Annotated in this window: 30 protein-coding genes; 6 read left to right on the top strand and 24 right to left on the bottom strand. The window is 70.8% G+C overall.

Going from position 1 to position 15,714, the window contains the following annotated elements; translation table 11 throughout:
• Nucleotides 1-8 precede the first annotated feature (8 nt).
• The 4 genes from IO36_RS04770 to IO36_RS04755 are packed head-to-tail and all read right to left on the bottom strand — an operon-like array spanning nucleotide 9 to nucleotide 3,671.
• Entirely contained in the window at nucleotides 9-2,591 is a 2,583-nt protein-coding gene (locus IO36_RS04770) for a hypothetical protein (RefSeq protein ID WP_037616434.1), read from the bottom strand.
• 32 nt (nucleotides 2,592-2,623) lie between these two features.
• Nucleotides 2,624-3,262 carry a hypothetical protein gene (locus tag IO36_RS04765; RefSeq protein WP_037616433.1) on the bottom strand — a complete coding sequence of 213 codons (639 nt, stop codon included), beginning with the start codon at nucleotides 3,260-3,262 and terminating at the stop codon, nucleotides 2,624-2,626.
• A gap of 2 nt (nucleotides 3,263-3,264) precedes the next feature.
• On the bottom strand, nucleotides 3,265-3,483 hold the full coding sequence (locus tag IO36_RS04760; RefSeq protein ID WP_037616431.1) for a hypothetical protein: 219 nt from the start codon (nucleotides 3,481-3,483) through the stop codon (nucleotides 3,265-3,267).
• Nucleotides 3,480-3,671 (bottom strand): hypothetical protein, encoded by a 192-nt coding sequence (locus IO36_RS04755; RefSeq protein ID WP_037616430.1) that lies wholly within the window; start codon nucleotides 3,669-3,671, stop codon nucleotides 3,480-3,482. The genes IO36_RS04760 and IO36_RS04755 overlap by 4 nt, the downstream gene beginning before the upstream one ends.
• A 78-nt stretch (nucleotides 3,672-3,749) precedes the next feature.
• Between IO36_RS04755 and IO36_RS46695 the strand changes: the two genes are divergently transcribed.
• Nucleotides 3,750-3,911 (top strand): hypothetical protein, encoded by a 162-nt coding sequence (locus IO36_RS46695; protein WP_158997218.1) that lies wholly within the window; start codon nucleotides 3,750-3,752, stop codon nucleotides 3,909-3,911.
• A 133-nt stretch (nucleotides 3,912-4,044) separates the two neighbouring features.
• Here the strand turns inward: IO36_RS46695 and IO36_RS04750 are convergent, their stop codons facing one another.
• The 11 genes from IO36_RS04750 to IO36_RS04705 form a co-directional block, all read right to left on the bottom strand.
• Entirely contained in the window at nucleotides 4,045-4,269 is a 225-nt protein-coding gene (locus IO36_RS04750; RefSeq protein ID WP_037616428.1) for a MerR family transcriptional regulator, read from the bottom strand.
• Nucleotides 4,270-4,382: 113 nt separating this feature from the next.
• The gene (locus tag IO36_RS04745; RefSeq protein ID WP_037616425.1) at nucleotides 4,383-5,093 is read right to left on the bottom strand and encodes a hypothetical protein; all 711 of its coding nucleotides are present in this window, start codon (nucleotides 5,091-5,093) and stop codon (nucleotides 4,383-4,385) included.
• An 84-nt stretch (nucleotides 5,094-5,177) separates the two neighbouring features.
• A complete protein-coding gene (locus tag IO36_RS04740) occupies nucleotides 5,178-5,687 on the bottom strand; it encodes a hypothetical protein (RefSeq protein ID WP_037616424.1) in 510 nt (169 codons plus the stop codon).
• On the bottom strand, nucleotides 5,684-6,112 hold the full coding sequence (locus IO36_RS04735) for a DUF6221 family protein (RefSeq protein WP_158997216.1): 429 nt from the start codon (nucleotides 6,110-6,112) through the stop codon (nucleotides 5,684-5,686). The genes IO36_RS04740 and IO36_RS04735 overlap by 4 nt, the downstream gene beginning before the upstream one ends.
• Entirely contained in the window at nucleotides 6,109-6,591 is a 483-nt protein-coding gene (locus IO36_RS04730) for a hypothetical protein (protein WP_037616419.1), read from the bottom strand. Before IO36_RS04730 ends, IO36_RS04735 begins: the two co-directional genes overlap by 4 nt.
• A 113-nt stretch (nucleotides 6,592-6,704) precedes the next feature.
• Nucleotides 6,705-7,208, bottom strand: coding sequence for a hypothetical protein (locus tag IO36_RS47930; protein ID WP_245173122.1), 504 nt, complete (start codon nucleotides 7,206-7,208; stop codon nucleotides 6,705-6,707).
• Nucleotides 7,209-7,381: 173 nt separating this feature from the next.
• Complete coding sequence (locus IO36_RS04720) at nucleotides 7,382-7,768, bottom strand: DUF7736 domain-containing protein (protein WP_037616417.1); 387 nt, start codon at nucleotides 7,766-7,768, stop codon at nucleotides 7,382-7,384.
• 138 nt (nucleotides 7,769-7,906) lie between these two features.
• Nucleotides 7,907-8,218, bottom strand: a complete 312-nt coding sequence (locus tag IO36_RS04715) for a hypothetical protein (protein ID WP_037616415.1) — start codon at nucleotides 8,216-8,218, stop codon at nucleotides 7,907-7,909.
• A 78-nt stretch (nucleotides 8,219-8,296) separates the two neighbouring features.
• The gene (locus IO36_RS45750; RefSeq protein WP_037616414.1) at nucleotides 8,297-8,602 is read right to left on the bottom strand and encodes a hypothetical protein; all 306 of its coding nucleotides are present in this window, start codon (nucleotides 8,600-8,602) and stop codon (nucleotides 8,297-8,299) included.
• A gap of 104 nt (nucleotides 8,603-8,706) precedes the next feature.
• Complete coding sequence (locus IO36_RS46690) at nucleotides 8,707-8,877, bottom strand: hypothetical protein (RefSeq protein WP_158997214.1); 171 nt, start codon at nucleotides 8,875-8,877, stop codon at nucleotides 8,707-8,709.
• A 24-nt stretch (nucleotides 8,878-8,901) separates the two neighbouring features.
• Nucleotides 8,902-9,321, bottom strand: coding sequence for a WYL domain-containing protein (locus IO36_RS04705; protein ID WP_037616412.1), 420 nt, complete (start codon nucleotides 9,319-9,321; stop codon nucleotides 8,902-8,904).
• Nucleotides 9,322-9,451: 130 nt separating this feature from the next.
• Here IO36_RS04705 and IO36_RS04700 point away from each other — a divergent pair, with 130 nt between their 5' ends.
• The 4 genes from IO36_RS04700 to IO36_RS04685 are packed head-to-tail and all read left to right on the top strand — an operon-like array spanning nucleotide 9,452 to nucleotide 10,498.
• Nucleotides 9,452-9,682, top strand: coding sequence for a hypothetical protein (locus IO36_RS04700; RefSeq protein WP_037616410.1), 231 nt, complete (start codon nucleotides 9,452-9,454; stop codon nucleotides 9,680-9,682).
• Nucleotides 9,679-9,921: a hypothetical protein gene (locus IO36_RS04695; RefSeq protein WP_037616408.1), complete on the top strand. Its 243-nt coding sequence runs from the start codon at nucleotides 9,679-9,681 to the stop codon at nucleotides 9,919-9,921. Before IO36_RS04700 ends, IO36_RS04695 begins: the two co-directional genes overlap by 4 nt.
• A complete protein-coding gene (locus tag IO36_RS04690) occupies nucleotides 9,918-10,250 on the top strand; it encodes a hypothetical protein (RefSeq protein ID WP_037616406.1) in 333 nt (110 codons plus the stop codon). The genes IO36_RS04695 and IO36_RS04690 overlap by 4 nt, the downstream gene beginning before the upstream one ends.
• Nucleotides 10,247-10,498, top strand: coding sequence for a hypothetical protein (locus IO36_RS04685; protein WP_037616404.1), 252 nt, complete (start codon nucleotides 10,247-10,249; stop codon nucleotides 10,496-10,498). Before IO36_RS04690 ends, IO36_RS04685 begins: the two co-directional genes overlap by 4 nt.
• Before the next feature lie 64 nt (nucleotides 10,499-10,562).
• On the opposite strand, the gene IO36_RS04680 is transcribed toward IO36_RS04685, so the two are convergent.
• From IO36_RS04680 to IO36_RS04640, 9 genes are all read right to left on the bottom strand, one after another.
• Nucleotides 10,563-10,979, bottom strand: a complete 417-nt coding sequence (locus IO36_RS04680) for a hypothetical protein (protein WP_037616402.1) — start codon at nucleotides 10,977-10,979, stop codon at nucleotides 10,563-10,565.
• A gap of 157 nt (nucleotides 10,980-11,136) precedes the next feature.
• Nucleotides 11,137-11,913: a hypothetical protein gene (locus IO36_RS04675; protein WP_037616400.1), complete on the bottom strand. Its 777-nt coding sequence runs from the start codon at nucleotides 11,911-11,913 to the stop codon at nucleotides 11,137-11,139.
• The gene (locus IO36_RS04670) at nucleotides 11,910-12,518 is read right to left on the bottom strand and encodes a hypothetical protein (protein WP_037616398.1); all 609 of its coding nucleotides are present in this window, start codon (nucleotides 12,516-12,518) and stop codon (nucleotides 11,910-11,912) included. Before IO36_RS04670 ends, IO36_RS04675 begins: the two co-directional genes overlap by 4 nt.
• Nucleotides 12,515-12,919 (bottom strand): hypothetical protein, encoded by a 405-nt coding sequence (locus IO36_RS04665; RefSeq protein WP_037616397.1) that lies wholly within the window; start codon nucleotides 12,917-12,919, stop codon nucleotides 12,515-12,517. Before IO36_RS04665 ends, IO36_RS04670 begins: the two co-directional genes overlap by 4 nt.
• Before the next feature lie 167 nt (nucleotides 12,920-13,086).
• Nucleotides 13,087-13,380 (bottom strand): hypothetical protein, encoded by a 294-nt coding sequence (locus IO36_RS04660; protein ID WP_037616395.1) that lies wholly within the window; start codon nucleotides 13,378-13,380, stop codon nucleotides 13,087-13,089.
• A gap of 9 nt (nucleotides 13,381-13,389) precedes the next feature.
• Entirely contained in the window at nucleotides 13,390-13,587 is a 198-nt protein-coding gene (locus IO36_RS04655) for a hypothetical protein (protein ID WP_037616393.1), read from the bottom strand.
• Nucleotides 13,587-14,447 carry a hypothetical protein gene (locus IO36_RS04650; RefSeq protein WP_037616391.1) on the bottom strand — a complete coding sequence of 287 codons (861 nt, stop codon included), beginning with the start codon at nucleotides 14,445-14,447 and terminating at the stop codon, nucleotides 13,587-13,589. The genes IO36_RS04655 and IO36_RS04650 overlap by 1 nt, the downstream gene beginning before the upstream one ends.
• 74 nt (nucleotides 14,448-14,521) lie before the next feature.
• Nucleotides 14,522-14,725 (bottom strand): hypothetical protein, encoded by a 204-nt coding sequence (locus IO36_RS04645; protein ID WP_037616389.1) that lies wholly within the window; start codon nucleotides 14,723-14,725, stop codon nucleotides 14,522-14,524.
• A complete protein-coding gene (locus IO36_RS04640; RefSeq protein WP_037616387.1) occupies nucleotides 14,725-15,192 on the bottom strand; it encodes a hypothetical protein in 468 nt (155 codons plus the stop codon). The genes IO36_RS04645 and IO36_RS04640 overlap by 1 nt, the downstream gene beginning before the upstream one ends.
• A 200-nt stretch (nucleotides 15,193-15,392) precedes the next feature.
• Between IO36_RS04640 and IO36_RS04635 the strand changes: the two genes are divergently transcribed.
• Entirely contained in the window at nucleotides 15,393-15,701 is a 309-nt protein-coding gene (locus tag IO36_RS04635) for a hypothetical protein (RefSeq protein ID WP_245173120.1), read from the top strand.
• The last annotated feature ends 13 nt before the right edge of the window (nucleotides 15,702-15,714 follow it).

Below are 15,714 nucleotides of genomic sequence, written 5' to 3'. Positions count from 1 at the left end.
CCCCTCCCCTAGAACCACGTTCGCCAGCGGCCGCCACTCAGCCATGCCCGCCAGCGCGCGGCCGGCTCCCGGATCGACCAGCGCGGGCCCGCCTGTTCGGCGGTCCAACGGGCCCGGAGGTCTTGGACTGACCAGCGGGCGAGCCCGGCGGTGACCGTGATGGTGAGGTCCCGGAGCGCGCGGACGGTCTGGACGACGGTCTCCACCGCGGTGACGGCGGTAGCGGCCAGGACCGCTGCATAGCCGCGGGCCACGCTCGCCGAGGTTGCCGTGGTCGCCGATGTGGCCACGGTGCGGCCCGTGGCGCGCCGCAGCACGCTCGCGGTGAGGACGTCTGCCCGGGCGGTGAGCGTGGCGGCCCGGGTGAGGCCAGCCGTCGAGTTCGCGGCTGTCGCGCGGGTGAGGGCAGCGCGCCGGAGCATGGACACCGCGCCGGTCGCGGACGTCTCCAGGATGAGGATGAGCGTGGACCGCATCAGCTCGATGCCGGTGACGGCGACCGCTCCGGCCGCAAGCGGCCGACCCACGCTGCGGGCCACGGCGCGCGAGCTGCCTGCGACCGTGTTCATGGCCTGCGCGAGGGCCCGGCCGAGTGCTCCGGACACCGTCGCAGTGGCCGAGACGACCAGGCCGGCACGCCGAGTGACGCCACTGGTGCTCGTACTCGATCCAGCAAGTCCGGCGTGGGCCCCGCGGGTGAGACTGCCACTGCCCAGGCCGTTGGTGGCAAGGGCAAGGAACGTGGCCCTGGCGATCGTGACCGTACGGGCGGCGGTCGCTGCGGCCGCGAGGATCAGCGACAGCGCTGCACCAACCAGCACGCTGGCCGTGCCGGTGGCCGAGGCGGCTTGGGCTCGGGCGAGGCCACGTCGGAGGGAGCTGGTGCTCGTCGAGCCTGCGGTCAGGCCGGTCGCGGCCGAGCGTGTGAGGTTGCCCGTGGCCGACGTCGTGGTGGTGACGGGGCGAGCGAGGGTCCGTCGGAGGGCACCGGCGCCGGTGGTTGTGGCGAGGGCCGTGAGGAACGCGGCCCGGCCGAGCATCAGCGCCGCCCCGGCCGTGCTGGCCACGGCCAGGATCAGGAGGTGGACGGAGCCGACGAGGACTGTGGCAGTGGCCGTCGCGGCCACCGTGACGCTGCGGGCGACGGACCGTGTCACCGCGCCGACCGCAGTCGCCGTGGCGGCGTACGAGCGGGAGAGGGCTGCCCCGACGCTCAGCGCCGGAGCCGAGCTCGCGATGGCGGCGTACGTCCGGCCGAGCGCCGCCTGCCCGATGCTGACCGCCGTTGCTCCAGCCGCCCCGGCATAGGCGCGAGCGGCCGCCCGCCGCACGGTCGCCGCAGCCGTGGCAGCGACAGCGGCCACCGCAGCAGTTCCACGGGCCAGAGCAGTGGCGCCGGTAGTCGACGTTGCCAGCGTACGGCCGACCCCGTTCCGGGCCTGTCCGACGCCGAGTCCGGCAGCCGTCACCCGGACGCCGGCCATCCGTGCCAGCAGCCCTGTCCCGTGCACGCTCTGCGTCAGTGCGACCTGCGGGCCTCGGATGAGCACCGCCGCGGCCGTCCGGTTCGCCGCCGCCGTTGTCGCGAGACCGCGCCTCACCGTGGTGCCGCCCGTCGCCGCACCTGGGGCTGCCTGGCCGATGCCGCGTCGCACGGTTGCCGCGCTGAGAGACACGGCGCCCGCGCTCTGGCCCACTGCGCGCCGGACGGTGCCCGAGCCGACAACCGCTGCCACCAGGAGTAGCGCCCGGGCCGCCGTCACGGCGAGGGATCTCGCCGTGCTGACCGCTGCGGCCAGAGGCCGGCCGACCGTACGCGAGAGGCTCGCTGCAGCCGTTGCGGAAGCGCTCCGTGGTGCCGCTGCCGTGCGGACGAGCTGCGAGTTGCCGGTCCCGGTCGCCGCTTGCGCGAGCCAGGCCTGTCGGCCGATGCTGCTGCCGCCCGTCGACGCTCCGGCGAGGCTCACGGCCCCGCTCGCTCGGACGAGGACGCCGAGCGTGGCCACGTTGCCGGCCGGGGTCTGCGTGCAGGTGGGGGCGGACGCTGCGGTCACGCCGGGATTCCAGAGAACGGCGTTGCCTGCGGCGGTGACCGTGTACGTGAAACCGGAAGTCGAGCCCGCCACGGTGGTGTTCGTGACGTAGGCGTACCCGTAGTAGAGGCGCGCGCCTGCGCTCGGGGTCAGCGATGGGAAGGTGATCGCCGTTGTGGCTGAGCCGCTGGTGTTGCCGCCGGTGCCGTCGGCTGCCCACACGGTGTTGGCGAGGCTGCTGGAGAACTGTTCGGCGCACAGCTCGGTACTGATGGCGGCGACGGACCCGCTGAACGTCACCGTGATCGTCGTCGGGGTGGTTGCGGCGATCGTGCCGAGCCAGATCTCCAGGGTGCCGTTGACGACGGCCTGCGACACCGAGGCGATGCGGGTCCAGGTGGACGGGCCGCCGCCGGACACGGAGGACACCGTGATCGAGCTGGAGGCGACGCGGACCGCGAGCAGCCAGGCGTTGCCGACGGTGGGGCTCGACACGGTCAGCGTGGTGACGCCCGTCCCGCGGTTGGCTTGCAACGTGCCCACGGCGGAGATCGACACTGCGTTCTCCTCCCGCAGGTGCTGTCAGCGGGTCAGGAGAAGCTGAGCTTCGTCGTGGCCGTCAAGGAGTCGCCCGTGTTCAGCGCCAGTCCCGTGAAAGACGCGTGGATCAGCAGCGACCCGTTCGTCACCGCGCTCGAACCGGGGGCGTTCCCGCCGGTGATGACGGCGCCGTTGGAGTGCGTGGCAGCCGTCGAGCCGTTGACGCCGCGGGTGACCGTCCACGTCGTGGTGCCCTGGCCGCCGGTGACGAGCAGAACCTCGGAGTCGATCTGGATGTTGTAGTTCCCGGACCCCGGGAATCCTGACGCCGAGGCGACGGTGATCGAGGTCGAGGACGTCGAGGAGATCGCGCCGTTCGCGGTCGTCGCCGCGGGCTTCGACGCGGAGTCCGACAGGAACGTCTCCGTGATCGTCTGCCCGGACGCCGACGTCATCGTGCCAGCCACCTGGTAGGTGTCGTTCGAGGACGTCGTCGTCACCTGCGAACTGGTGCCCGCCACCCGGGACTCGGCGGCCTCCGTGAAAGCGGCCACGTCCGTCGCGGCGGCTGTGCCGGCGCCCGTGCCCCAACCAAGGTTCTTCGGCTCGGCCTGGGTCGGGCTGGTGCCGATGAGACGGCCGGCCACGATCTCGCGGCCCTTGCTGGTGAATGCGACCGTGGTGGCCATGGCTACCTCTCCTGAGTGTCGGCGGCCCGTGCCGCGCGGTTGGCCGCTCGGGCGCGGCGGTTGAAGCGGGGCTGACCCCACAGGCGCCACCACAGGCGGCGGAGGGGGTTGCGGTGCCAGTAGGCGCCGCGGCCGAGGGGGATGACGGTGCCGTCGGCGCGGGTGATGACGAGTTCGGTCTCGGCAGCCCGGTGGGAGGCCTTCGCGCGCGGCTCGGTCACGGCCCCTCCTGGCGGACGTCGAGCGTGCGGGCGATCGCGATCCAGCTGTCGGCGAGGCTCTCGTAGCGCTGCATGAGCGCCTGATCGGTGATCAGTTCCGCGTTCAGCAGGAGCCGGGCCGCGTGGCCGAGCGCCGTGTCCGCGGTGAGAGGCCCGGCCGGTGCGGGTGTGGGAGGGAGATCTGCCATGCGGTGCCTCCCCGCTCATCGAGGCCGTTGTCAGTGGCGTGTGCGACGCTCGCCTCAGCTCCAACTGAAAGGAGGTGAGTGAGCATGTCGAAGAAGCAGAAGGCCATCATCGTGATGGTGGCGGCGATGGCGGGCCAGGCGTACCTGGGCAAGGTCGCTAAGCAGCAGGGGGCCGCGCTGGGTCTGTCCGTGGTGGCGGTGAGCCTGGTCGGGTACGCGATCGGCGCGGCCATGGGGTAGTTGACCGGGGTTGGGCCCTGGCTCTGCCGTTCAGGTCGGCGAAGCCAGGGCCCGGCCAGTGGGGGCGGTGGTGATCCGCCGTCGGCCGGAACCCTCACAGCCCGACCGGCGGCGGAAGTTCAGCTGCGGCTGCTCAGACGGTCGCGTACGACCGCCGGGCCCTCGACCTCGTCGCCTGCTCCGCCTTCACCACGTCGATCGCGCGGTACTTCGGCGTCCGGCACTTCTCCGAGTTCGCCCGCCGGAGGTGCCCCCGGTGCGCCCAGATCCGGATCACGCCCGGCTCGACACCCGCCGCCTCAGCGGCCTCGGCCGTCGTCCAGAGCGTCGCCTGGAGATCGCCGTCGAAGTCGACCACAGCAGCCTCCCGTAGGGGACATACGCGAAAGCCCCGAAGTCGAGGACTCCGGGGCCGAGGATCAACGGACATACCTGTCCGGAACTGAAGTTACGCGTAACGCGACTCCATGGTCAACCCACTCCCACAACCTGGCATTCAGAGGCCACTTCCTTGACGTGCCCGTGAAACTCCGAAGGCGTCAGAAGCAGCGCGCAGTTGATGTTTCGGCATTCGATGTAATCGTCGCCGTCGGCCCGGTACAGGGTCAGCAGATCGCAGCGCGGACACGGCACCCGATGGTGTTCCAGCCGGGGATCGCGCCGGGTGAATCGCTCGGCCGCGCGGTGCCAGCCCTGGATCTGGGAGGCCGGGTTCCCGGACAACCTGTCGTGGGTCTCATGGGCGAGCGGGTGTTCCGTCAGAGCCCACGTCAGGTGCGAGGCCAGGAACCGGGTTGAGCCTGTGACCCCGTGGCCCTCAGTGCCGCGGCCGGGGCGGTGCCGGAAACGGCGGAGTTCGCGGATGTCGTCTTCGAGGGCGAGGAGTCCGCCGGCGATGTGGTCGGTGAGGATGCGGGCGGCTTGGCCGGGCCAGGTGGCGACGGTAGCGCGGCCGATGGTGCCGGTGGTCTTCGGGGCGGTGCCGTAGAGGGCTTCGAGGCTGATTGCGGCGACGAGCTCGGGGAGCTCGGCGAGTTGCGCGCGGGTTCGGGTGGTGCAGCGTTCGCAGTGGACGGGCTGGCCCCAGGTGGCGGGGATGTCGTGCAGGGTGTCGGTGGTGGCGAGTTCGTTCCCGGCACGGCGCCAGGCGTTGTTGCACGAGCCAGGACAGGGAGTGGGCATGGCGGGCCTCCCGTGGTGCGTGAGGGTGTTGAGCCCAATTGTGCACCGTCACCTGCTCCACCTACTGACTGAATGGACAGTCAGTTACACGTCTGGCGCTTCCCGTCTCGGGCAGCCACAGCGAGGCGGCCGTACGCGCGCCAGGGTCACGGTGACGCGGGCCGACAGCCGCTCCAACTGGCTACGCCTCCGGGCCTCGACCTCACGGACAGTCATGGGGACCCCGATACCCGACATCAAGCCCCGGAGCAGCTCGGTGGCGTGCTCGATCTCGAGGATCGTGGGTGACTGTCCGGCTTCTCGGTAGCCGTACGTGAGAGCGACGTCGTGCTGCGCCATGCGCAGGATCTTGTACGACGTCTCCCGGGTGGCTCCGAGAGCGCCCGCCAGGAGCCCATACTCGGCGAGGGCGGCTTGATCGCGGAGGCCTTCGACGTGGCGCGCCGCAGCGGCCTTCGCTACTCCGAACGGATCCCAGGCGATCAGCCGGCCCAGCACGCCCCCCTCTTCGGCGAGGCGCTGCAACCGAAGGCTTGTGCTCGACGCGGCGAGCTGCGGCAGGTCATCGATCGGCGAGGTGGGGTCGTTGGTCACGTCGACACCTCCGTGGCGGTGGGCCAGCCGTACCCCTCGGCGAGCCTGCGGATAACGTGCTCTGCGAGCGGCAGTTCGCCGTCGTCGATGTAGTCGCCCTTGGTGATGCGCTCCAGGTCGGCGAGCATCATCCGGTCGGCGGCGATCCGGCGCAGCACGGCGGCCGGGTCGTGGCGGACGATGTGCTGGGCCATGAACAGGCCCTCGTATGAGGTGTTCCAGCGTCGCCCGATCTTCCGCTTCGGGCGAGGGTGCGGGTCATCGACGACGAGGATCCGCCCGTCGGTCGGTTCGTCGCCGTCGCGGAAGGACCACGAGGGTGCGGGCGGGTGGCAGCCACAGACCTCGGCTGCTTTCTGCGCGGCCAGCTCGGCAGCGTCCATCACATCCCGAAGCCACACCGCCATCCGCTCAAGATCGGTCACGGCGTCCAACTCCCGCTCGGCTTGAGAGCGTCCCGGACCATCCCCGGTGTGACCATCAGCCGGCGCCCCAGCTCCTTCATCCTCGTCTCCATGGCGCCGAGCAGCCTGATCTTGTCGTGCAACTCCCGAAGGGCGTCCCGTTCGTCACAGTGCCACAGCCAGTGCATCGCCCGGTCCGCTGCCAGCGCCACAGCTTGGGCAGACGTGTCGGCTTCGACGTCAAGGCGGGTACGCCAGTCCAGGCGCGTGCGCTCGGGGGCTCCATAGTCGTCGCCCACCCCGAATGCCAGCCGTCCGTCGACCAGCCGCCAAGACAGCCAGAACTCGGAGAACTGCATCGCGAAACCCGTGCTTGGGTCCGGGAACGTCATCTTGATCTCGACGTCGGTGACGTACTCCGGATCCCAGCCGCGTCCTTCGAGTTGATCGCTGATGGCCTGGACCGTGGCGCCGGGGAGCCGGACGTGCGTGTCGGTCATTCCGCCAGTATGCGCGCGGCAACTGGCCACTCGGCCGACAACAGCACTCGGGGGGGAGTCCGACAGCACAAACGGCCCCGCCCGGAGATCCGAGTGGGGCCGCCGCCTGTGGATCAGCCTTCCCAGCCGCCACCGAGACCGTTCAACTGTGCCGAGCAGATGTTGTAGCCGCCCGACGCGTGCCCGGACTTCGTCTTCCCGCCGATGGTGACCGAGCAGTTGATGTCTCCCGAGCCCTGGAGCTGCGCGGTCACCGAGTAGTACATAGCGTCCTTGTCCACGGGCAGCTTCTCGGTGAAGCCGTTCTTCCAGTGGCCCTTCCGGGTGTCGGAGTCGCTGCCATAGGTGATGTCGAGCGATCCGAGCTGGCCGTCCGGTGCGGTGCCCCAGACCTTGAACACGGCGGTCGAGCTGGCGCCCTTCGCGTCACTGCCGGACTTCTTGGAAGACCCATCGGACTTGCCGTTGGAGCCGCCTGAGGCAGCGACCGCGATGACGATGATCAGGCCGACGATGCCGAAGCATCCGAGGCCGACCTTCTTGCCCAGGCCGCGCTTCTTCGGCGGCGGCGGGGCGGGTGCGCCCCCTCCGGGCTGCTGGGTGTACTGCTGGCTCATGATTGCCCCCCTTGGTGCGGATTTCTGCGGGGCGAATGTAGCCGTTGTGAGGGCGACATAAGGGCAGTGTGGGGTTTCTGTGACCCGAACGGGTTGCGGTCCGGTATTGGACGCGCACAGCAGAGGGCCCGCTCCAGCCACCCGGAGCGGGCCCTCTGCTGCACGGGGTGGGGTCAGGTGGTCTGCAGGTTGACCAGCTCGATCTGGTCGATGAGTTCCTGCCCCTTGGCCTGGTGCACCCAGTCGGTGAGTGGCTCGATGTCCAGCTTGGTGCCGTGCTTCAACTGGGCCGTGGTCAGCCACATGAGCAGCGTGGCCTTCCCGATCGGGGCCTGGGCCACCTTCGGCGGCACGAGGTCGGCGAGGAACGGATGCTGGGCGACGAGCGCTTCCGTGCAGGCGTCGGCCGCGCGGGGGGCCTGCCACCAGGCGAGCTTCTCTCCGGTCATGAACTCGAAGATCTCATCCAGGGCGGCGCCACGTTCCCCGGTGCGCTGCGTGAGCAGCAGCCCTGTGGTGACGGACAGGATGTCGGCGAGGGGGAACGTGCGGGTGGCCATGAGGTCATCCTCTCTTGCCGGGGTGGGCGGTTGCGGTCGGTTCGGGTGGATCGGTTAGGCGCAGAGGGCCCGATCCCTGGGGCGGCGGCGAGACCGGGGATCGGGCCCTCTGCTGTGCGCGGGGTCAGGCGACGCGGGTTACGACTCCAGGCCGAGCGCGTCGAGCAGCACATCCGTGTCGATGGTCGTGTTGCCCTTGTCGCGGGCGCGCTCCACCAGTAGCTCGACGCGGACGAGGCGGGAGGCGTCGGCCTCAGTGTCGTCGTCCCACGAGATGTCGAGCTGCGCCGTGCGGACGGCGGTGTTGGATCCGAAGGCGAGCGCGTCGACGTCGACGGCCTCGCCCCGGGTCGCGATGACGTGATTGCAGGCGACCTCGGGGTCAATGGCCTTGACGGCATTGCGGATCAGCTCGGTGGCGATGGCGCGGAGTTCGGACTGGTCGGGCATGGGGTTCATCCTGTCGTGTCGGCGGGTCAAGCGGCGAGAGGTGCGGCCCGCCCGCGGGCCGGCCGCACCCGGGGCAGGTCAGCGCCCGGAGTGGGCGTCGGCGGCGCTGTACTCGTCGAGCGGGTCCGGGGCCGAGGCGGCCGGGACGTGCTCGTGCGCGGTGGCGAGCGCCGTGATGCAGCCCCGGCAGAACGCGACACGGTCGAAGCGGCCCTGGGAGTCAGGGAGCACGACGCCCCACTGGCCGTAGTCCAGGAGCGTGTAGCAGGCGAAGCAGCGGTCGTGACCGCTCATCGGCTGGACGCTGATGCGCAGGCCGTTCTCGCCGAGGGCGATGTTGATGCACTGCTCTTCGAACGTCTTGGGCGTGGGCTCGATGGTCATGGCTCTCCTGTTCAGGCCGCGAGCAGCATCTGTGCGGCGATGGTGTCTGTGCGGAAGTCGGCGAGGGTGCGGCCAGCCGGTGGGCTGGCCGCACCTGGGGTGGGTCAGAGTCCGGCGAGGGCCAGGCTCGCGTCGGCGAGGAGCTGGTAGTCCGCGGCCTGGGCGCGGTTGCCGGCGGCGGCCGCCTCGTCCGCGGCGGCGAGCCAGTGCAGGGCGTCGGCGAGGTAGGCGTCGGCGATGAGGGTGGCGGTGGTGGACGCGATGGCGGTGGTCATGAGGCTCCTGTCTGAACGGGTGGGTCAAGCGGCGAGTTCGTTGGCCAGCAGCTGGACGCGGCGGGCGATGGGACAGCCGACGGGGTAGAGCGCGGGGACGGTGACCAGGCCGCGGGTCGGACGGGCCTTGGGTTCGGCGGCGACGGGGCGCGGCACCAGGTAGGCGGTGCGGTGGATCGAGTACGAGATCAGTCGGTCGATGCGGAAGTCGCGGCGTTCGCCGGTCTGGCGGTCCATGGCCTTGGCGAGGATGTCGCCGGCGGCGCTGACGTAGAAGTCGTAGATCTCGACGGTGCGCGTGGTCTCGACGAGCCGGCCGGTCTTGCGGCCGTCGGCGTTCTTCTCTTCCTTCAGGTAGCTGATGGTGACGGGGTGCTGTCGGTCGAGGGCCTTGATGAGGCGGGTGAGGGTGGCGGTGGTGGTCTCCCGTGCGGTGCGCCTCATCTGCGGTTCCCCCTGAGCTCGACTGTCTATTTTCTAGACACCAAGAGCATGGCATGGGCGCTCATGAATGTCTAGCGAATAGACAGACTCGCGTCTAGGAAACAGACACCCCTCGTGAGACGATGCCCTCATGACCGACTGGGAGGCGCAACTGCGCCGAGACACGAAAGCCATCGACCAGCGGGAACAGACCCGCCGCGAACACGTCGCGGCCGCGCGCCTCGACGGTCATTCCTTCCGCGAGATCGGCAGCTGGGCGAGCATCAACCACGAACGGGCCCGGCAGATCTGCATCGACATCAACGGCGACTCCCGGACTCACGCCGAGCGGCCGCCGAGCAGCGAGGAGACGACCAGGTGACCGAGCGCGACAGGCTGCTCGCCTACCTCCGCCAGGCCGGCCTCAGCACGGCGCGGGCCGAGGCCAACCTCGACGCGTTCGCACACGAGCTGGCGGAGCAGCAGCGAACCGCTTTGCCCGATGTGATGGAGAGTTGGGGCGGGCACCTGCACCAAGACGTGATCAGCGAGGTGATCGACGTCATCGACCCGAAAGTGAGCGCAGCCTCCGCGCTTCCGGACAAGGGGAAGATCGCATGAGCGAGTTCACGGACGACACCCTCGCCCGCCACCTCGACCAGCAGCCCGGGATGCGGCGGACGCTCCTCTTCAACCCAGCGCAGCGGATGCAGACCGAGGTCTTGCGGCGCACGCTGGACATGGCCGAACGCGCCATGGCCGACGAGGGTGTTTCCGAAGAGGCGCGTCGTCGGGTGATCGATCGGATCGTGTGGGGCGACCCCGAAGGGATCCGCGACATGCACGCCAAGATGCGCGAGCAAGCGACTGCGGCCTATCGCACCATGCCGTGGGCTAATCCGTACTACGCCGAGGACTCGGTGCGCCCGGGTGAGGAGCCCACCGCATGAGCGACAGTTCTACCGACGAGGCGTTCTGGAAGCAGATCGACGGCGACGCCAAGCGCACTGTCCTCTGTGAACCACACCGCCTGGACGAGATCCTCGCGGTCGTCGAAGCACGCGGGTACGACCACATCACAGTGCTCCCCAGCCAGCACTGTCCAGCCGGGAAGCTGTTCGTCATCGACGAAGGCGCAATCGAGGCGAGCGTCCGCGCAGCCTTGCAGCGGTCCATGCGGTCGCTGTACCGCCGCTGACCCACGGCATGGCGAAGGCCCCGCCCGGGCTCCGGTGCGGGGCCTCACCATGATGGCAGCAGTCCTAGTTACCCAGCCCCTGCACCATCTTGAGCTTGTCGAACTGTCCGTCCTTGCCCGTCCACCCCAGACCATCGATCGCCTGGGCCGCGAGCAGCGCCGTGTAGTCGTCGTCGCTGAGCTGCCCGCACGCGTCCGGCTTGTTCTTCTCGCCGTCCCGGGTCTTCTCCTCCACCGCGTCGAACGCGTCGCTGGCTACGCTCTGGTACCCGGAACGGACCATGCCTGCGAGTGTCTTGTCGAAGGCGTCGACCCGCTTCTTCGCCTCGGTGACGGTCGGCTGGTCCCCGGACTTACCTCCGGTGCTCTCGGTAAGCGCGGCGGCGCAGTCCTGGGCTTTCTCGTCGCCGGACTTCGAGCAGCCGACGGCGGCTCCGGCGAGCAGCAGGGCGGCGAGCAGGGCTGTGGTGGTACGGCGCATGGTGTCCCCCCAGGACGTGATCGTGCCGGGGATCGTAGCCGCGGCCGCCGGCGGTACGGGCGGGAATGGCGAAGGCCTCACCGCAAGGGGGGATTGCGGTGAGGCCTCGTCAATGCCGGGCGTTACCCGGCGCGGAGTCTCCAGTGTGGCAGGGCGGTCAGCTCGCCCGCGGGTCTTTCAGCGAGTGGTGCCGAACGGTGTCGGCTGGGTCGCGGATGACGCGGCCGCCCTGTCCGATGTCTTCTACACGCAACCCCTCTCCGGGCAGCCCCTCTTCGGTGTCGTCGTTGTCGTTGTCGGCAGACTGACCTGCACCGACGACACTGGACGAGGGCAGGAGGATGGTCGGGGAGGGGCAGTCGTCCCAGCGCAGCCCCGCGGATGAGGAGCGGCCCTCCATCCGCACGTCCTTGACCGGCCAGCCCACCGCGCCCGCTGCGGCACGCACCGCGTCTGTGGTCGTGCCGAGGTGCTCGGCGAGGGGCTTCAACTGGGCGTGGGGGGTGCCGATGTCGCGGACTGCGGCGACGAGCGCGACCGGCGAGACCGGCGCCGGACCAGACGGCGACGGTGCGGGGCCGGGCTCCGGCTGTTCCTCGACGGGCTCGCTCGGCTCGGTGTCCTGCGGTTCCTCGTGCCCGCCGACCCGGTACGCGGCGATGACCCACAGCACCGTCGAAACGGTCAGCGCGCCGCTCCATGCGCCCGATGCGACGCGCTCGTGCGCGCGGTCACCGATGCCCGCCAGGACCGCCGGGCCTCGGAGCAGCGCCACGTAGGCCAGGCCGAGTTGCACCCACCACGGCCACCGTCCGAACCGGCCGCTCACGCCTCGGATGACCCGTCCGAGTGAGCGGGAGATGATGCGGTGGCTGCCGATCGAGATACGGTCCGCGGCCGTGCGCAGCCACTCCCACGTGGTCGGGGCGGTCACAGGATCGTCCCGGTCGCGAGCTGGCCCAGCAGGAACTGGCCGAGGTCGTTGGCGCCGCCGACAACGGTCTGCGCGACGAAGGCGGCCGTGCCGGTGCTGATGCAGAGAAGCACCCCGGTGAACAGGCCTTTCTTCCATTTGCCCTTGGTGGCCTTCGCGATGGACTTCCGCAGGAACCAGAGGCTGATGGCGAGCGCGGTGACGACGACCGCCCCGTATCCGTCGAGGCCGGGCGCGGCTGCGGTCGCCATGACGGTGGCGTCCCTGCCGGTGAGCGTCGACATGACCGTGCCGCCGAGGCCGTTGCCGCCCCAGCGGAGGATGCCGGCGGTGGTGCCAAGGAGTCCGGCGGGACAGGCGACCATGAGGATGCCGCAGGCGAGGCCGAACCAGTACGGGATCATGGCCTTGGGGTCGAGGGAGCGGCCGCCGGCGGCTGCGGGAGCTGCGCCTTTCCCCTTGCCGGACGGTGCAGGGGCCGGGGTGGCGGCGCCTTTGTACCAGCGCCAGTGCTCGGCGCCGAGGAGCGCCAGGCCGAGGGCGAACCCGGCGGTGGTGACGGTGCTGGTGGTGTACTGCTCGGCTCCGGCAGCGAGCGTGATCATGCGTGGACTCCGGTCAGTGCGTAGACGAGCGTGGTGACGGGCAGGGCGAGCGCGGTGCCGATGACGGCGGCCCACAGCAGGAGTCGGGCTCCGGCGGCACGGATCTTCGGGATCCACAGGTCGTCGGCGGCTCCTGCGGCGGCGACCCTGTAGGTGTTGTCCGCGAATGCCAGGACGATCAGGGGGCCCAGCGCCATGACCCACGCGCCAGCGAGGGACTCCTCCTCGCGGACGGACACGAGGACGTGGGCCCAGGGCCCGGCGAGGGTGAGGGAGATGACGGCGAGTCCGGCGTTGTAGCCGATCCGGATCCGCTGCCACCAGCGCGGTCCCGGATCCGGATCCGGCACGGACAGCGGTCCACCTGCGGGTTCGGCCGCGTAGAAGTGCTGATGGACCACGACGGATGGGGGCGGTCCGGACCGTCCGGATCCGCCACGCCACCAGTCCGGATCCGGATCCGCGAGACCCGGCGGTCCGGGCGGGCGCGGCGGCGGGGCCGGCGGCGGCGCGGGCAACGGAAGCGGCTCACCGGCGGGGATGACCCGGGTCGGAAAGATCGGCTCGCTCACCGGGCCCACCCCGCGCACCAGATGCAGACCGCCATCGTCGTCACCCACAGCGTCGCGAGGAGCAGCCGCCCGCGGTCGTACGCGTTCAGGGCGGCGACCGCGGACAGTGCGGCGAGGACAGAGGCGAGCGGCGCCGACATGATCAGGCTGAGGAGCGCGAGCCCGGCCACGCCGACGGTGACGCCGGCTCCGGCGAGGATCGCTCTGGGCCAGCCGCGACGGCGGTACACGCGCCACCCGGTGACGACGCCCGGGGTGAGCGCTGCGAGGACGAGCGCGGTGAGCAGCATGACGGGCTCCTACGGCAGGACGGCGGCGAGCTGGTGGACGGCGGCGGCGACGATCCCGGTGGCGCCGACGACGAGCCCGGCCGCGAGGAGGACGACGGTGGCCACGTGGCGCAGGGCGGGCCGCCAGGTTGCGGCGGCGAGGCCGAGCCCGGCGGCGACGATGGCGATGCAGATGAGGGCGAGGCACAGCCCGGCCGCGGAGGTCATCAGCCGGCCACCTTCAGCGCGCGGAGGTAGCGGTCGACGGTGTCCGGGGATGCCGCCTTGCCCATGGCCTTGCTGACGTAGCGGACGACGGCGTCGCGTTCGCGGATATCGGCGTCCCAGGCGATCCGGACGGCGTCCTTGGTGGTCAGCGCGTTGGGGTCGAGGGTCAGGATGGTCGCGTCCGGATCGTCCGCGGCCTGTCCGGACTGGTCCGGATCAGCGGATCCGGTCGATCCGCTGTCCGTCTCCAGAGCCCGTCGCTCCCCCTCGACCAATGCGCGGGCGCGGATGACGCGCCGCCGGACGGGGATGCGGGCCAGCTCGACCGCGGCCTCGGACAGCTCCTGCTCGAAGTACGCGGCATCCCGCTTCGACAGCGGCGCGGCCTGGTAATCGAGGACGATCGCCCACAGCCCCTTCGCGAGGCCGGACGCCGCGGCGCCGACGAGGCCCGTGGCGACGCCCCCGACGATCCAGCCGTGCGACGCGACCGCACCCATGGCGACGGCGAGCGCGAGGTACCCGCCAGCGCGCGCCTTGGCCGCACGGGCGGGGGCGTAGCGGGCGAGCCACTCGATGATGGAGCAGCCGATCCACGCCAGGTCGAACAGGGCTGCTGCTCCGTACGCGGCGGGCGCCGGGGTGACGCGGGCGAGGAGGTCGCCGATGGAGGCGGTGGAGAAGCCCATGCAGCCGAGGAGGGCGAGGGCGACGATGCCGGTGACGACGTTGAGGCCGATCTGGTCCCAGTCGCGGGGCGGCACGGGGAGGTCGATGTGCTCGTCGTCGGGGACCATGCGGGTCTTGCCGTCGACGGTGTGGGGGACGAGGCGCTCGCGGGTGATGCGGCGGGTCTTCACGGTGGTCTCCGGGTGGCTGGAGATGGGGCCGCCCTCTCGCGGGGAAGGTCGCGAGAGGGCGGCGGGCGGTGTGGTCAGCGGGGGGTGCGGCGGCCGGTCTCGCGGTCGCGGTCCGCGGTCTCCCAGTCCTGGCCTCTGCGGGCAGCGCGGGCGGCGCCTCGGTTGCGGTGGCCGTTACGGCGGGAGCGGGCGGCGCTGTCGCTGGCGGACTCGCGGCCGGCGTACTGGGTCTTGGCGCGTTGGCGGTCGTCGCCGAGGATGCGATCCAGCCAGCCCATCAGCCGTCGGCCTTGATCGCGCTGGTGGCCATGAGCGTGGCGGTGGTGTGTCCGGCTTCGCGAGCCTTGGTCCACAGCTCGTTGGCCGCGATTTCGGCGGCGCGCCACTCGGCGCTGTCGTCGCAGTTCTTCACGCCGACCTGCTGCGCGATGTCGCGGCACTTCTGCACAGCGGCGGCGTACCGGGCGGGGAGGTCGAGGGTGTCGGCGACGGCGAGGAGGACGCCCGCGTACTCGCCGCGGGTGGCGTCGGGTGCGACGTGGACGGTGCGGGCAAGGAGCGCGTCCCGCAGGTCGGTGTCCCGGCCGGCGAGTTCGCGGGCGAGGTCGAGGCGGTGCGCTTCGATCATCGGGTCGCCCGGGACCTCACCCTTGAGGCGGTCGGCCATCGTGATGAGGAGGGCGCGGAGGGTGGCCTCGCCCGTGGGGCTGTGCTGCTCCCCGGTCTGATCGGTACGGTGGTCCACGGCTGTTTCTCCTGGTAGCTCAGGGGATTCGGCCGGCCCGGACAGGAGTTGCTGCTCCTGTCCGGGCCGTTCTGTTGGTGCGAGATCGAGGAGTGCGCCCGACCTCACGAGCCAAACCCTAGGGCTTGCCCAGGGAGCAGCGCAAGCCCTAGGGTTTGTGTTGTCCGGTCGTGCTCTCGGGCAGGAAAGGAGAGCCCGGCGTGACGGAACAATCCGAGGAGGTGAAGAGGCTGTTGGAAGCTCTTGCGGCGTTCGAAGCCATCGAAGACCCGGCCGCGCGCACCACCGCTGTCTCGCAGGCACTGAAGGACTGGCCCACGTATCACGCGCGACTGCGTGAGCTTCGGCAGGCCAGCGTGCGGGAGCTGCGAGACGAGCAGCAGAAGACGTGGCCCGAGATCGCCAGCATCATCGGCGAGGTGACGCCGGAGCGTGCGCAGCAGATCGGCAAGGGGCTACGCGGAAGTAAGCGCCCGCCGAAGAAGACTGACGACGCGTCGGAGAAGTAGATACGGCCGAGCG

The organism is Streptomyces aureus (genome assembly GCF_000725495.1).
GTDB classification, from domain to species: Bacteria; Actinomycetota; Actinomycetes; order Streptomycetales; family Streptomycetaceae; genus Streptomyces; species Streptomyces aureus_B.
The sequence above is the reverse complement of the archived record's forward strand: the minus strand, read 5'-3'. Positions and strand labels throughout refer to the sequence as shown.